We start from the raw sequence: 11,782 nt of genomic DNA, 5'->3' as shown, positions 1-11,782 counted from the left end.
TGTGGTCGTTGGCACCAGGTGATAGGTAGAGAGCGGACCGTCAGCTTATTTCCGCTTCCGGCACAGCCCGGATGAGCAAGAACATGCACCGGCTTGGGTCCACTACCGACTTCCTGTTGACTGGTAGGTACCAGCGGCCTTACGCTTACTTTGCCACGAAGCCGCGCAGACTCACTGCCCCGCGGGATGGCGAACTTACGATGATTCCTGCCGAACAACTCCGCAGGGGCATTGAAAGGTGCTTGAGATGGCTGCTTTTGAGCCAGGTCGGCGTGCGCCCGACGTTCTTCCTATGACCGTCGCCAAGATGGGCTTCTTGGTAGATCGCCTTAACAGAGATTGCTCCCCTCTTCAGTTCGTTCGCGAGCTTACGAAGAATGCTGTTGAGGCGGTCGAACGGTGCGACCCACCCATTGGCGAGATTCGCTGGGATGTGGACTGGAACCGCTTTGATCTCCTTGGACCAGACTCTGCCCAGAAGCTCTGCATAATCGATACCGGACTGGGCATGTCCGGCGACGAGATGGTTGAGTTTATCAATAAGCTCTCGTCCTCGATCCACGAGCAGTCGGCGACTGGTAACTTCGGCGTTGGAGCTAAGATTTCCGCTGCCCCATTGAACCCTGAAGGCTTGGTTTACCTCAGCTGGAAAGATGGACTTGGGTCGATGATCCATCTCCACAAGGATCCGAACACGGGTGACTACGGCCTGCTTCGGTTCGGCAACGGGGAGTTCTGGCAGCATATCCAGAATGACGTGAAGCCGGAGCCCATCGATACCCATGGCACGATGGTCGTCTTACTCGGATCGTCGCTCAATGAGAATACCGTGCTAGCGCCTCCAGGTGCCAAGATGCCGCGCAAGTGGATCCTTCGGTATTTGAACTCTAGGTTCTTCACTTTTCCCGAAGGCGTGACGGTATCGGTACGAGAAGGCTGGGACTTGCCACGCGGTACCCGGCACAACTTTTTGAGGAAAGCGACTGGTCAAGGGCCTTGGCTTGCTGAGAATGCCGCAGACCAAGGACAAGTTCGACTTCCCAGCAATAAAGCAAATCTGCACTGGTGGATTATCAAGCCAGACGTTGATACCAACAGCGGACATTACGTTCCTGGCGGACATGTCGGTGCACTCTTCCAGAATGAGCTTTACGAGATTGCATCCAGTTCTGCGGGCTATGCTCGGCTTCAGGCGTTCGGGATAGTCTTCGGTGGTGATCGGGTAGTTTTATACATTGAGCCTGACAATGATCCTTTGAGTATGGTGACGGCGAATACCGCGCGAACACAGCTTCTCATTGGAAGCGAGCCGTTGGATTGGTCAAGCTATGCTGCCGAATTCCGCGAACTTATGCCCGAGCGGCTAAGGGAGTATCAGGATGAGATTGGGTCTGGATCAAAACAAACCGATCACCGCAAAGCCATACGGGAGCGGCTTCGCACAGTTCGTGAACTGTTTCGGTTCGGCCGCTATCGGCCTCGCCCGGGCGGCCAATACAACGTCACCCCTGGAGAAAACACTGGAGGTGAAAGCGAGAACGACGACAAGAAGAAGCGGGAAAACTCTTCCATAAGCGGAAGTAGAGGCGGCGCGCGTGGTGACATCTATGCACTATTTGCCGAGGAGGTGGGCACGCCTGCTGACTTGATTAACCTACCTACCGAGCCACAGGCTAGGTGGATTTCTCTCGAGGACAAAACGCGGAATGCTGGTGACCTAGAAGACAGAGCTGCCCGGTATCTGCCCGAGCAGAACCTTCTCTTGATTAATGGAGACTTCCGGGCCTTCACCGACATGGTCGACCGCTGGGCCGAACGCTACGCCAACATTCCCGGATGCAGGTCAACCATTCAGGATGTGACTCGCGAATGGTTCGAGCAGCAGCTCATCGAAACTGTCATGAGCGCCTTGGCACTCAAACAAGGCGGGAAGTGGAGCATGCAGGAGTTGCCCGAGTTGTGGAGCGAAACTGCTCTCACGGCTTCGGTCCTACCCCGCTATCACATTGACATGAGCATAAAGCGCATCCTGGGACAGCGTCTTGGGCGGGTGGCTGCTTAAATTTGACTTAGCCGGCCCGTCTGGGCCGGCTGTTTACGCGAGGATGTATCCTTCGGGTGGTCGCCGTTGATTCTTTAGCGTCCGAGAATAGAGCGCATGACTGCCGGCTGACCGTGGGTGAACGAAGGGCCGGAAAATCATTTCTCCGGTCCAAAGCGGCCAATTCGCTCTCCACTAATCAGCGCTTCCGTCGACGCTTGGATGAACAGGAGCGATAGGAAGCCCGATCTGCGCCGCTGAGCGGCCGAGCTTGGCGCTGAAAGAGCCCGATCTCAGAAATCAGCTAGTCAGCAGCGCTCGCACGTCTCTCAGCAACAGATATAAGTGGAACGGGTCGGTCGGCGACGGCGCAAAGTCGTACCGTTCGTAGAACGCCCGCGCCGCGTCGTCCTTGGCGTGGACGACGAGCGCGCGGATGCCGGCGATCGACGCCGCTTGTAGGGTGCGGAGCAGCGCGTCCTTGAGGAGGCCCGCGCCGATTCCCTGCCCTTGTTGGTCCTGCGCTACGGCCAGCCGCGCGAGCAGCATGATCGGGATCGGGTGGCGGGCCATGCCCTTGGTCGGGCGCTCGGCGGCGTCCTCATAGGCGGCCTCGCCGACGGCGAGACTGCGGTAGCCGACGACGCGCTCGCCCTGGAGCGCGAGGTAGGTCCGCGACGCGCCCGCGCGCTGGCTCTGGAGCGCGTGGCGGATCAGGAAGCGGTCGAGCGCCGGCGCGCCGCACTCGAACGCGTCGAGCGGGTGGGTGGGCGTCAGCTTCTCGATCCGGAGCGGCCCGCTCGACGCCCCCGTCATCGCGGGCCTGTCACTGCGGACCCTTCTTGGGGACTCATCACTGGGGGGCGGGATCTTCGAAGACGCTCGGTTCGGACAGGAGGCGGCGCAGGCGCGGCAGCGACCGGGGCGGCGCGTCGAGCGCGGCCTGGAACGCCGCCCAGGCGTCCGCGTCGAGGCCGAAGCGCTGGCGGTCGGGCAGCGTCTCCGCCGCGCGCGCCAGCGCGCTCTCCAGCACGAACTCGCTGAGCGAGCGACGCGAGGCGGACGCCGCCGTCTGCAGCAGCCGCTTGGCGTCGGGCGAGACGCGGATGCTGATCTTTCTTGTGCGGAAAGCGACGCCAGGCATCGTCGGAACTCCTGATCGACGTCCGCGACCATCTCGGCCGGGATGATCACGTCCATATACCCCGTTCTTCGCCACAAACTGATTCCGGGGCTTATCCTTGTGCGCGCGGTACGGTTGGCGAGCGTGCTCAACTGCTCGGTCCAATGCTCGCAATCGGCTTACCCGGACAGCGATGGACCCCGGAACAAGTCCGGGGTGACGGGTGGGAGGAGCCGCGCGTTGGTCTGTCGGAAAGGTGCGAACGGCTCTGTCCTACAGCCTCCGCCCTCGCCTAGCCTCCGAGTCGGGACGGACAGCGCGGGAGAATAGGGATGACGGCGAGAACGAGCGAGCGGCGGCGGGCGGCGTTCTTCGCGGCGCTGGCGGAGACGGGCAACCAGACGCTGGCGGCGGAACGGGCCAAGGTGTCGCGGTCGTGGGTGACGCTGCACCGCGCGGGCGACCCCGCGTTCAAGGCCGAGATGGACGCGGCGGTCGCGGCGGCGAAGGGGCGGCTCGATCAGGCCACGGGCGTGGGTCCGGCGCGCCGGTGGGCGACGCAGGACGGCGAGGAGCTGGCGGTCAGGGGTTCGAACGGGCGCTGGACGCAGGTGGCGCGCGCCCGGGTGAAGCAGTGGACGCCGCGGGCGGAGGAGCGGTTCCTCCAGGCGCTCGCCCGGTGCTGCAACGTCAAGCGCGCCTGCGCCGTCGTGGGGCTGAGCCCCGCGTCCGCGTACAACCATCGGCGGCGCTGGCACGATTTCGCGCGGCGCTGGGACGAGGCGATCGAGGACGGCTATGACGAGCTCGCCATGTCGATCGCGGCGTCCGTCGGGGCGGCGCTGGGCGACCGCGACATGGCGCCCGAGCTGGTGATGCCGCCCATCTCGCTCGACGAGGCGCTCCAGGCGCTCAGGCTACACAAGGCGCGCGTCCTGGGCGTCGGCCGCGCGCCCGGCCGCTGGCGGCGTCCGCGCTCGCTGGAGGAGCTGTCGGAGTCGATCCTCGCGAAGTTCGAGGCGATCGAGCGCATGCGCGACGCCGAGCGGCGGGGAGCTTCGGACGGCGGCTGAGCGCGCGTTGCGTGGGAGCCCGGCGCGTGCCATAGGCGCGCCCCCGCGCGGCGGGCTCCCCACCATCGGCCAAGGACACCTTCGTGAACGGCGAACCGCCCGCCCATGCGCTCGGGCTCGATTTCGGCACCACCAACACCGTGGTCGCGCTCGGGGACGGCGCGGGCGGGTCCGAGCTGGTCGAGTTCGCGGACGGAACGGGCGCGGTGTTCCGCTCCGCGTTGTGCTTCTGGGAGGAGGAGCGCGCCTGGAACGGGATCGCGTGCGAAGCGGGGCCTTGGGCGATCGACGAGTATCTCCAGTCGCCGCTCGACAGCCGCTTCGTCCAGTCGTTCAAGACGGTGGCGGCGAGCGCGAGCTTCGAGCGGGCGCTGATCTTCGGCAAGCCGTACCGCTTCGAGGATTTCGGGCGGCTGTTCCTGCAGCGCCTCGTGCGGCACGCGGGCGGCGCGCTGGACGAGCGGCCGCGGCGCGTGGTGGTGGGTCGGCCGGTGGAGTGGGCGGGCGCGCGGCCCGATCCCGAGCTCGCGCGGCGGCGCTACGACCTGATGCTGGGGGAGTTCGGCGTCGAGCTCCACTATGTCTATGAACCGCTCGGTGCCGCCTACAGCTACGCGTCGCGGCTGAGCGAGCCGGCCACCGTGCTGGTGGCGGACTTCGGCGGCGGCACGACCGACTTCTCGGTGGTGCGCGTGGGCGAGCCGGGCGCGACACGGCGCTGCGAGCCGCTGGCGTCGGCGGGGGTGGGGATCGCGGGCGACCGGTTCGACCGGCGCATCGTCGACCGGCTGGTGCTGCCGATGCTGGGCAAGGGCGGGCGATATCGCTCGATGGGCAAGGTGCTGGAGATACCGGGCGGCTGGTTCGCGGAGTTCGCCGACTGGTCGCGGCTGGCCTTAATGCGCAACCGGCGGACGCTGGACGAGCTCAGGCGGCTACAGCGCGACGCGCTCGACCCGGAGCCGATCGGGCGCATGATCGCGCTGATCGAGCACGAGCAGGGCTTTCCGCTCTACGACGCGGTGGGGCGAGTGAAGCGCGCGCTGTCGGCGGAGGACAGGGCCGAGTTCCGGTTCGAGGGCGGCGGCGTCGCGATCGCGGCGGAGGTCAGGCGCGAGGAGTTCGAGGGCTGGATCGCCGAGGACTTGGCGCGGATCGAGGCGGCGCTGGAGCGCGCGCTCGCCGCGGCCGCGGTCGGGCCGGAGGGGATCGACCGCGTGTTCCTGACCGGGGGCACGTCGCTCGTTCCGGCGGTGCGCGCCCTGTTCGAGCGGCGGTTCGGCGGGGAGCGGATCGCGGCCGGGGGCGAGCTCACCTCGATCGCGCACGGATTGGCGCTGATCGGCGGCGAGCCCGACCCGGCGGCCTGGGCGGCCTAGATCACTGCCGCGGCAGCGCGCGGCTGGAGACGATGCGGTTGGCCTGATCGGTGACCACCTCCAGCACCGCGCCGCTCCGGTCGCGGACCTGGCGCACCGTCTGGCCGGCGGCGTTCACCGTCTGGCCGAGCTGGGACAGCCCGAGCTGGCCGAGGTTCAGCACCTGGCCGGTCCGGAGCGCCGAGCCGGCGATCTGGCCCACCGCACCCACCGCATTGTTGGCGACGCCGCCCACGGTCCCGACCGCGTTGTTCGCGACCCCACCGACGGTGCCCACCGTGTTGTCGACGGTGTTCAGCAGCTGCGTCACGATCTGCGGGTTGTTGTCGAGCGTCTGCAGCGTCCGCTCGATGATCGCGCGGACATTCTCTAGCCGGACGATCAGCGTCGCCTGCGCCTGTACGCCCTTGATGCCGATCTTGACCTGGTCGATGCCGACGTTCGCCCCCGCCGTCAGCTTGAGCAGGTTGGCGAGGCGCGCATCGAGCGCGATGTCGGCGCGCAGGTTGCTCACCTCCAGCGTGATCTCGTCCACCGAGAGATTGGGCACGTCGAGCAGCACGTCGGGCTGCTGCCCGCCCGCCATCGCCTGTTGCGCGAGCGGCGAGGGCTGGCCCGTTCGCTGCGGCTGGCGGCGATCCTGCGCCAGCGCGGGCGCGGCGAGGACGCACGCGGCGAGCGCCGCGCCGAGAACACTAACACGCATCAATGAACCTCCCTGTTGCGGAGGCGTAACGTCAGCGCGGGCTTTCGGTTGCGGGCCGTTCCTGGGGATCGGCGATGCGCGCCTCCGCGACCACGTCCACCCGCACGTCGCGCAGGCGGCGGCGCCCGTCGGCGCGGGGCGCACGCACGTCCACCACGTCGCCGCCGGGCGGATCGGAGCGCACCGTCAGGCTCGCCTCCCCCGCCCGCTCGATCTCGACGGATCGCGCCCGCGCGGTCGCCCGCAGTTCGATGTCGGGTGCGGCTTGGCACAACAGCAGCGCTGCGATCACGGCGATCCTCCCCATGTTGCTTCCCGCCCGACAACGCCCGACCCTGCGCCTTGCTCCCCTGCGGCCGGATCGGGAGGGGGCCGGTTGCACAGGTTCCACGCCGCGGACGGCACCGCGCCCGACGGCCCGGCCGTGGCCGGCACGAGCCGCCGGAGATAGGTACCCGGCCCGAAGCAGCGCTTAACGCGAATGACCGCTTTCGACCCATTGCGGACATTATCCATCTACAGCAGACAGTGCGCAGAATCTCGCGTCAAACTAGAGACTATTATAGGTCGAAAATCCAGATGTTCTCAAATATTCAGGTCTCTGCGGCATGCGCCACCAATAGCACCACCACAACAATTTGTGCTGTACAGGTATACGGAAATGCTAATTAGGATTAGCAGTCCTACTATAGCCAGTTTGATACGGAACTTCATGCGGTCGAACTCTCCAAGGTTACTTTTCTGATGTCCAGTATATGACTATGTAACGCATGGCTGGCCGACGCCCGCCGGCATAGAAAGCGGTCTTTTTATTGCCTCCTCGCTAGATGGGGAAGCGGAATGCATTCAACTTATGGATGAGGCAGGAAGCCGGTCTTGACCGTTCGCGTAGAGCATCGTCTGCAAAGACACGACCTCACGGCAATGTCCGCTTTCCACCCATTGCGGACATTCGGCCTTCAACCCGCTCATTCCAGGGTGTCCTACACGATCGGGTCCCGCCTAACCCCCGAGTCGGGACGAACTTCGGGGAGGCGGAAAGGTGAGCGCGAAGACGAGCGAGCGGCGGCGGGCGGCGTTCTTCAAGGCGTTGGCGGAGACGGGCAACCAGACGCTCGCCGCCGAGCGGGCCAAGGTGTCGCGGTCCTGGGTGTCGCTGCACCGCGCGGGCGACCCCGCGTTCAGGGCCGAGATGGAGGCGGCGATCGCCTCGGCCGAGGCGCGGCTCGATCGGGCCGCGGGCGTGGGGCCGGCGGCCAAGTGGCGCACGTAGAACGGCGAGGAGCTGACGGTGCGCGAGTCCAACGGGCGCTGGACGCAGGTGGCCCGCGCGCGGGAGAAGCAGTGGACGCCGCGGCTGGAGGCGCGGTTCCTGGCGACGCTGGCGGCGTGCTGCAACGTCAAGCGCGCCTGCGCCGAGGTGGGGCTGAGCCAGGCGTCGGCGTACAACCACCGCACGCGCTGGCCCGATTTCGCCGAGCGGTGGAGGACGGCGGTCGAGCACGGGTACGACCGCCTGTCCATCGAGATGGCCGCGTCGGCGGGCAGGATGCTGGGCGACGAGGAACTGACGGCGGACGCGGTGTTGGAGCCGATCTCGTTCGACCAGGCGCTCCAGGCGCTCTGGCTCCACAAGGCGCGGGTCGCGGGCCTGGGCCGCGCCTATCAGCCCGCCCGGCGCGAGGTGACGATCGAGGAGGTTCGGCGCAGGGTCATGGCCGTGGTCGAGCTGCAGGAACGCGCCATGCGCGCGGAAGCGGCGGCGGCGGAGCGCAGGGCGCGGCGCCGCAAGCCGGCGCGTGCGGACGGGGGCTGAGCGTCCGAGCTAGACCGGGTCGCTCTCGGCGGCGATCACCGCGCCGTCGACCACCTCCAGCCTGTCGGCGGTGTCGTCGATCGGCGTGGCGGCGACGGGCAGGTCCCGGCGGTGGATGCGGACGCCCTGCACCGTGACCGCGGCGGTCGCGGGCGCGCCGGCGCGGTGCACGCGCACGGCCGGGCCGTCGTCCGCCTCGAGTTGCGCCGCGGCCGCCATCGGCGCGGAGGAGGCCGCGCCGGGCTCCGCGCCGGCATAGGATTGGCGAAAGGTCAGCGCGCGCTCGAGCGCGCCGCGCCAGCGGTAGAAGATGTGCGCGCCGACCGAGCCGATGCGCGTGAGGCTGGGCACCCACCAGGGCGAGACGTAGTTCGCGTGGTAGTGCGTCGCCGAGCCCACGGGCGCGTACACCTCGCCGCCCAGCGCCGCCTGCGCCACGGCTTGCGCGCGCGTCCAGAGCGAGGGCACGGGCCGGCGGCGGAGCGAGCCGTCGCAGGTGAAGGTGAACTGGCAGCCGGTGCGGCGGTGCGAGCCCTGGTATACGACGCCGCAGACGCTGGCGGGAAAGGCGCGGTCGCGGACGCGGTTGAGCACCACCTGCGCGACGGCGCGCTGGCCGTCGAGCGGCTCGTTGCCCGCTTCGTAATAGACGGCCTGGGTCAGGCATTCGAGAGCGCGTGTCGCGTCGTCGGGCGTGCGCGCGGCGAGCGCGAAGGGCGGAGGGACGTAGCCGCCGCCGATCGCGGGCGTCGCGGCCGCGGGGAGGTCGTCGAGATCGGCCGTGCGCAGATCGGGGACGTTGAGCTCCATCTTCTCGAGCAGCGGCTTGGCGTCGGCGATGATCTGCCGGTCCTTGATCCGGCTGCGCGGCTCGACGGGCACGCGTGACGCGTACACGCCCAGCGTCGTCCCCAACGCCGCGATCGTCGACGCGCCCATGCCCACTAGCTTCAACATGCCGTGCCGCAATAGGACGGGCGTGGTTAGGACGGGGTTAAACCGGGTCCGGACCACTGGCGACGCGCGGAACAGCCGTTACGGTGGCGCAACGGGAGGTTTCGCCATGCCGCTTCAGCTCGCACCGTTCGCGCGCCGTCACTGGTTCCACGTCCTGCTGCCGTTCGCGCTGCTCGCCTCCTACTCCATGAGCGCGACCGCCGACTGGGGAGCGGAAGCGCGGCTCGGCGAGGCGGCGCTGCTGTTCGACTGGTGCCTGTTCGTGCCGGCGCTCTATGCGCTGCACCTCCGCGGAACGGTGGGCGGCCGCACACTCGGCTTACGCGTGCTGGCGATGGCGTGCGCCGGGCTGTGGTTCGCGCGATGGCTGACTCCCGACGCGTCGGAGGTGGTGCTGGCGGCGGTGGCGCCGCTGCGCTGGGTGAGGATCGCGGTGCTGGTGGTCGCAGAGGCTGCGATCCTCGTCGCCGTTGTGCGCGTCGCGTTCTCGAAGAAGCCGGACGCCGCCGCGATCGAGCGGCGGGGCGTCCCTCCCCTGCTCGCCCGCCTCATGCTGCTGGAGGCGCGGTTCTGGCGCTGGGTCTGGTCGCGTTTGCGCGGACGCTAGCGGGAACCCGCCAGCCGCCGCTCGGTTGGGGGTGATCCGGCTACTCTGCCGGCTACTCTGGACGCCCCACACGGATATGACGCTCTGACATGGCCCGCGACGACCGGCGGCTGACGCTTCCCTGGATCGGCGTCGCGGCGGACGCGCCGTATTTCGTCGACGAGGACGGGCGGCCCTTCACGCCCATCGGCCAGAACGACGCGATCTCCTGGGTCGAGTTCGAAGGGCTGTTCCGCCGGCGCGACTTGGGCAAGGTGGAACGGCACCTGACCTGGCTGGCGGAGCACGGCGTCAACACGCTCCGGCTGATGGTCGAGTATGCGCAGGTGCGGCACCGCTATTTCGAGCGGCCCGCCGGGCGGCCGGTGCCCGCCATGGTGCAGCTCTGGGACGACCTGTTCCAGATGTGCGAGCGGGTCGGCATGCGGATCCTGCTGACGCCGGTCGACACGTTCTGGATGTGGCTGCACTGGCGGCACCACCCGTGGAACGTCGCGAACGGCGGGCCGCTAAAGCACCCGTCGCAGATGCTGCTGTGCGGCGACACGCGGAGCGCGATCAAGGCCAGGCTCACCTTCATGGTCGAGCGCTGGGGCGGGTCGGGCGCGCTGTTCGCCTGGGACCTGTGGAACGAGATCCACCCGGCGCAGGGCGGCGACAGCGCGGACTGCTTTCCCGAGTTCATCGCCGACCTGTCGCATCATGTGCGGACGCTGGAGCGGCGCCTCTACGGCCGCGCGCATCCGCAGACGGTGTCGCTGTTCGGGCCGGAGCTGTGGTGGCGGCCGCGCATGCCGCTCAAAGAGCCGATCTTCCGCCACCCCGACCTCGATTTCGCGTCGATCCACATCTATCGCGAGGGCTCGATCGACGACCCGAAGGACACGGTCGCGCCCGCGACGGCGATGGGCAGGGTCGTGCGCGACTGCTTGGGCGAGATCACCGACGGCCGCCCCTTCCTCGATACCGAGCACGGGCCGATCCACAGCTTCAAGGACAAGAAGAAGACGCTGCCCGAGCCGTTCGACGACGAATATTTCCGGCATATGAGCTGGGCGCACCTGGCGAGCGGCGGCGTCGGCGGCGGCATGCGCTGGCCGAACCGGAAGCCGCATACGCTGACGGCCGGCATGCGGCGTGCGCAAAGGGCGATGGCGGGGTTCCTGCCGCAGATCGACTGGCCGCGGTTCGGGCGCGCCAACGTGTCGGCCGATGTAAAGGCGACGGGCTTCCACCGCTTCGCGTGCCGCGACGAGACCCAGGCGCTCGTCTGGCTGCTCCGCCGCAACGCGCTGGCGCCCGATGGTCGGGTGCGCGCCGACGTCGAGCCGGTAGCGCCTTCGGTCAGCGTACCCGGCCTGGCGGAAGGCCGCTACCGCGTGACGGGCTGGAACACGAGCGCCGGCCGCGTGGTCGAGGAGCTCACCGCCGAGGCGCGGGGCGGGGGCTTGCGATTCACGCCCTCCCCGATCGGCCCCGACCGCGCCTTCGCGATCCGGCGGCTCCCTTAAGCGCGCCGCCGCACCAGCGGCAGCATGCGCTGGAGCACGTCGTCGCGGTCGATCAGGTGGTGCTTGAGCGCGCCCGCGACGTGCAGCACCGCCAGCCCCAGCGTCGCGAACGCCAGTATCTCGTGCGCCTCGTGCGCCACGCCCGCCAGAGCGCGGGAGACGGGGAGCTTGGGTACGTCGAACAGCCAGAACCAGTGGAGCGGCCGCGGACCCGCCGACACCATCGCCCAACCCGCGAGCGGCACCGCGATCATGAGGAAGTAAAAGGCGACGTGCGTCGCGCGCGCCAGCACCGCGTCCCAGCCCGGCGTATCGCCCGGCAGGCGCGGAAAGCCGTGGCTGATCCGCCAGCCCAGCCGGAAGAGCGACAGCGCAAGCACGGTCAGCCCGATCGACTTGTGGACCGAGAAGATCCACGCCTCCATCTCGTCGCCCAGCGACTCCGCGACGAGCGCGCCCGCGATGTTGCCCAGGATCAGCACGGCGATCGTCCAGTGCAGCGCGATCGCCACCTTGGAGTAACCGCTATGCGAGACGCGGTCCTGCCGCTCCGCCACCGTCGCCATGCC

General features: G+C 68.1%; 13 protein-coding genes. 7 read left to right on the top strand and 6 right to left on the bottom strand.

What is annotated here, in order from left to right:
* The first annotated feature begins 292 nt into the window (after positions 1–292).
* Positions 293–2,062 carry an ATP-binding protein gene (locus tag CKY28_RS18360; protein WP_141243951.1) on the top strand — a complete coding sequence of 590 codons (1,770 nt, stop codon included), beginning with the start codon at positions 293–295 and terminating at the stop codon, positions 2,060–2,062.
* Positions 2,063–2,341: 279 nt separating this feature from the next.
* Here CKY28_RS18360 and CKY28_RS13820 read toward each other — a convergent pair whose 3' ends face one another.
* Together CKY28_RS13820 and CKY28_RS13815 are read right to left on the bottom strand one after the other, a co-directional pair.
* Complete coding sequence (locus CKY28_RS13820; RefSeq protein ID WP_095998944.1) at positions 2,342–2,857, bottom strand: GNAT family N-acetyltransferase; 516 nt, start codon at positions 2,855–2,857, stop codon at positions 2,342–2,344.
* 37 nt (positions 2,858–2,894) lie between these two features.
* Complete coding sequence (locus CKY28_RS13815) at positions 2,895–3,185, bottom strand: type II toxin-antitoxin system TacA family antitoxin (protein WP_095998943.1); 291 nt, start codon at positions 3,183–3,185, stop codon at positions 2,895–2,897.
* Positions 3,186–3,496: 311 nt separating this feature from the next.
* Between CKY28_RS13815 and CKY28_RS13810 the strand changes: the two genes are divergently transcribed.
* Positions 3,497–4,237, top strand: coding sequence for a hypothetical protein (locus CKY28_RS13810; protein ID WP_095998942.1), 741 nt, complete (start codon positions 3,497–3,499; stop codon positions 4,235–4,237).
* A gap of 83 nt (positions 4,238–4,320) precedes the next feature.
* On the top strand, positions 4,321–5,616 hold the full coding sequence (locus tag CKY28_RS13805) for an Hsp70 family protein (RefSeq protein WP_095998941.1): 1,296 nt from the start codon (positions 4,321–4,323) through the stop codon (positions 5,614–5,616).
* A 1-nt stretch (position 5,617) separates the two neighbouring features.
* On the opposite strand, the gene CKY28_RS13800 is transcribed toward CKY28_RS13805, so the two are convergent.
* Both CKY28_RS13800 and CKY28_RS13795 read right to left on the bottom strand, forming a co-directional pair.
* Entirely contained in the window at positions 5,618–6,322 is a 705-nt protein-coding gene (locus CKY28_RS13800) for a hypothetical protein (RefSeq protein ID WP_217989590.1), read from the bottom strand.
* A 31-nt stretch (positions 6,323–6,353) separates the two neighbouring features.
* Entirely contained in the window at positions 6,354–6,614 is a 261-nt protein-coding gene (locus tag CKY28_RS13795) for a hypothetical protein (protein WP_141243950.1), read from the bottom strand.
* 750 nt (positions 6,615–7,364) lie between these two features.
* Here CKY28_RS13795 and CKY28_RS13790 point away from each other — a divergent pair.
* Both CKY28_RS13790 and CKY28_RS13785 read left to right on the top strand, forming a co-directional pair.
* The gene (locus CKY28_RS13790; protein WP_095998939.1) at positions 7,365–7,595 is read left to right on the top strand and encodes a hypothetical protein; all 231 of its coding nucleotides are present in this window, start codon (positions 7,365–7,367) and stop codon (positions 7,593–7,595) included.
* Between the two features lie 18 nt (positions 7,596–7,613).
* Positions 7,614–8,138 (top strand): hypothetical protein, encoded by a 525-nt coding sequence (locus CKY28_RS13785; RefSeq protein ID WP_095998938.1) that lies wholly within the window; start codon positions 7,614–7,616, stop codon positions 8,136–8,138.
* A gap of 9 nt (positions 8,139–8,147) precedes the next feature.
* On the opposite strand, the gene CKY28_RS13780 is transcribed toward CKY28_RS13785, so the two are convergent.
* Positions 8,148–9,095, bottom strand: a complete 948-nt coding sequence (locus CKY28_RS13780) for a cell wall hydrolase (protein WP_176473104.1) — start codon at positions 9,093–9,095, stop codon at positions 8,148–8,150.
* 106 nt (positions 9,096–9,201) lie between these two features.
* Between CKY28_RS13780 and CKY28_RS13775 the strand changes: the two genes are divergently transcribed.
* Together CKY28_RS13775 and CKY28_RS13770 are read left to right on the top strand one after the other, a co-directional pair.
* The gene (locus CKY28_RS13775; protein ID WP_095998937.1) at positions 9,202–9,702 is read left to right on the top strand and encodes a hypothetical protein; all 501 of its coding nucleotides are present in this window, start codon (positions 9,202–9,204) and stop codon (positions 9,700–9,702) included.
* Between the two features lie 89 nt (positions 9,703–9,791).
* Positions 9,792–11,213: a glycoside hydrolase 5 family protein gene (locus CKY28_RS13770; RefSeq protein WP_095998936.1), complete on the top strand. Its 1,422-nt coding sequence runs from the start codon at positions 9,792–9,794 to the stop codon at positions 11,211–11,213.
* On the opposite strand, the gene CKY28_RS13765 is transcribed toward CKY28_RS13770, so the two are convergent.
* The gene (locus CKY28_RS13765; protein ID WP_095998935.1) at positions 11,210–11,779 is read right to left on the bottom strand and encodes a cytochrome b; all 570 of its coding nucleotides are present in this window, start codon (positions 11,777–11,779) and stop codon (positions 11,210–11,212) included. The two genes, CKY28_RS13770 and CKY28_RS13765, sit on opposite strands and share 4 nt — an antisense overlap.
* Positions 11,780–11,782 lie beyond the last annotated feature (3 nt).

It is taken from the genome of Sphingomonas lenta (assembly GCF_002288825.1).
GTDB classification, from domain to species: domain Bacteria; phylum Pseudomonadota; class Alphaproteobacteria; order Sphingomonadales; family Sphingomonadaceae; genus Sphingomonas; species Sphingomonas lenta.
The sequence above is the reverse complement of the archived record's forward strand: the minus strand, read 5'-3'. Positions and strand labels throughout refer to the sequence as shown.

Bases quoted from the DNA above. Each gene is read 5' to 3' on its own strand.
- CKY28_RS13800 (WP_217989590.1), bottom strand. From the start codon at position 6,322: ATGCGTGTTAGTGTTCTCGGCGCGGCGCTCGCCGCGTGCGTCCTCGCC.
- CKY28_RS13770 (WP_095998936.1), top strand. From the start codon at position 9,792: ATGGCCCGCGACGACCGGCGGCTGACGCTTCCCTGGATCGGCGTCGCG.
- CKY28_RS13810 (WP_095998942.1), top strand. From the start codon at position 3,497: ATGACGGCGAGAACGAGCGAGCGGCGGCGGGCGGCGTTCTTCGCGGCG.
- CKY28_RS13820 (WP_095998944.1), bottom strand. From the start codon at position 2,857: ATGACGGGGGCGTCGAGCGGGCCGCTCCGGATCGAGAAGCTGACGCCC.
- CKY28_RS18360 (WP_141243951.1), top strand. From the start codon at position 293: ATGACCGTCGCCAAGATGGGCTTCTTGGTAGATCGCCTTAACAGAGAT.
- CKY28_RS13765 (WP_095998935.1), bottom strand. From the start codon at position 11,779: ATGGCGACGGTGGCGGAGCGGCAGGACCGCGTCTCGCATAGCGGTTAC.
- CKY28_RS13775 (WP_095998937.1), top strand. From the start codon at position 9,202: ATGCCGCTTCAGCTCGCACCGTTCGCGCGCCGTCACTGGTTCCACGTC.
- CKY28_RS13780 (WP_176473104.1), bottom strand. From the start codon at position 9,095: ATGTTGAAGCTAGTGGGCATGGGCGCGTCGACGATCGCGGCGTTGGGG.
- CKY28_RS13815 (WP_095998943.1), bottom strand. From the start codon at position 3,185: ATGCCTGGCGTCGCTTTCCGCACAAGAAAGATCAGCATCCGCGTCTCG.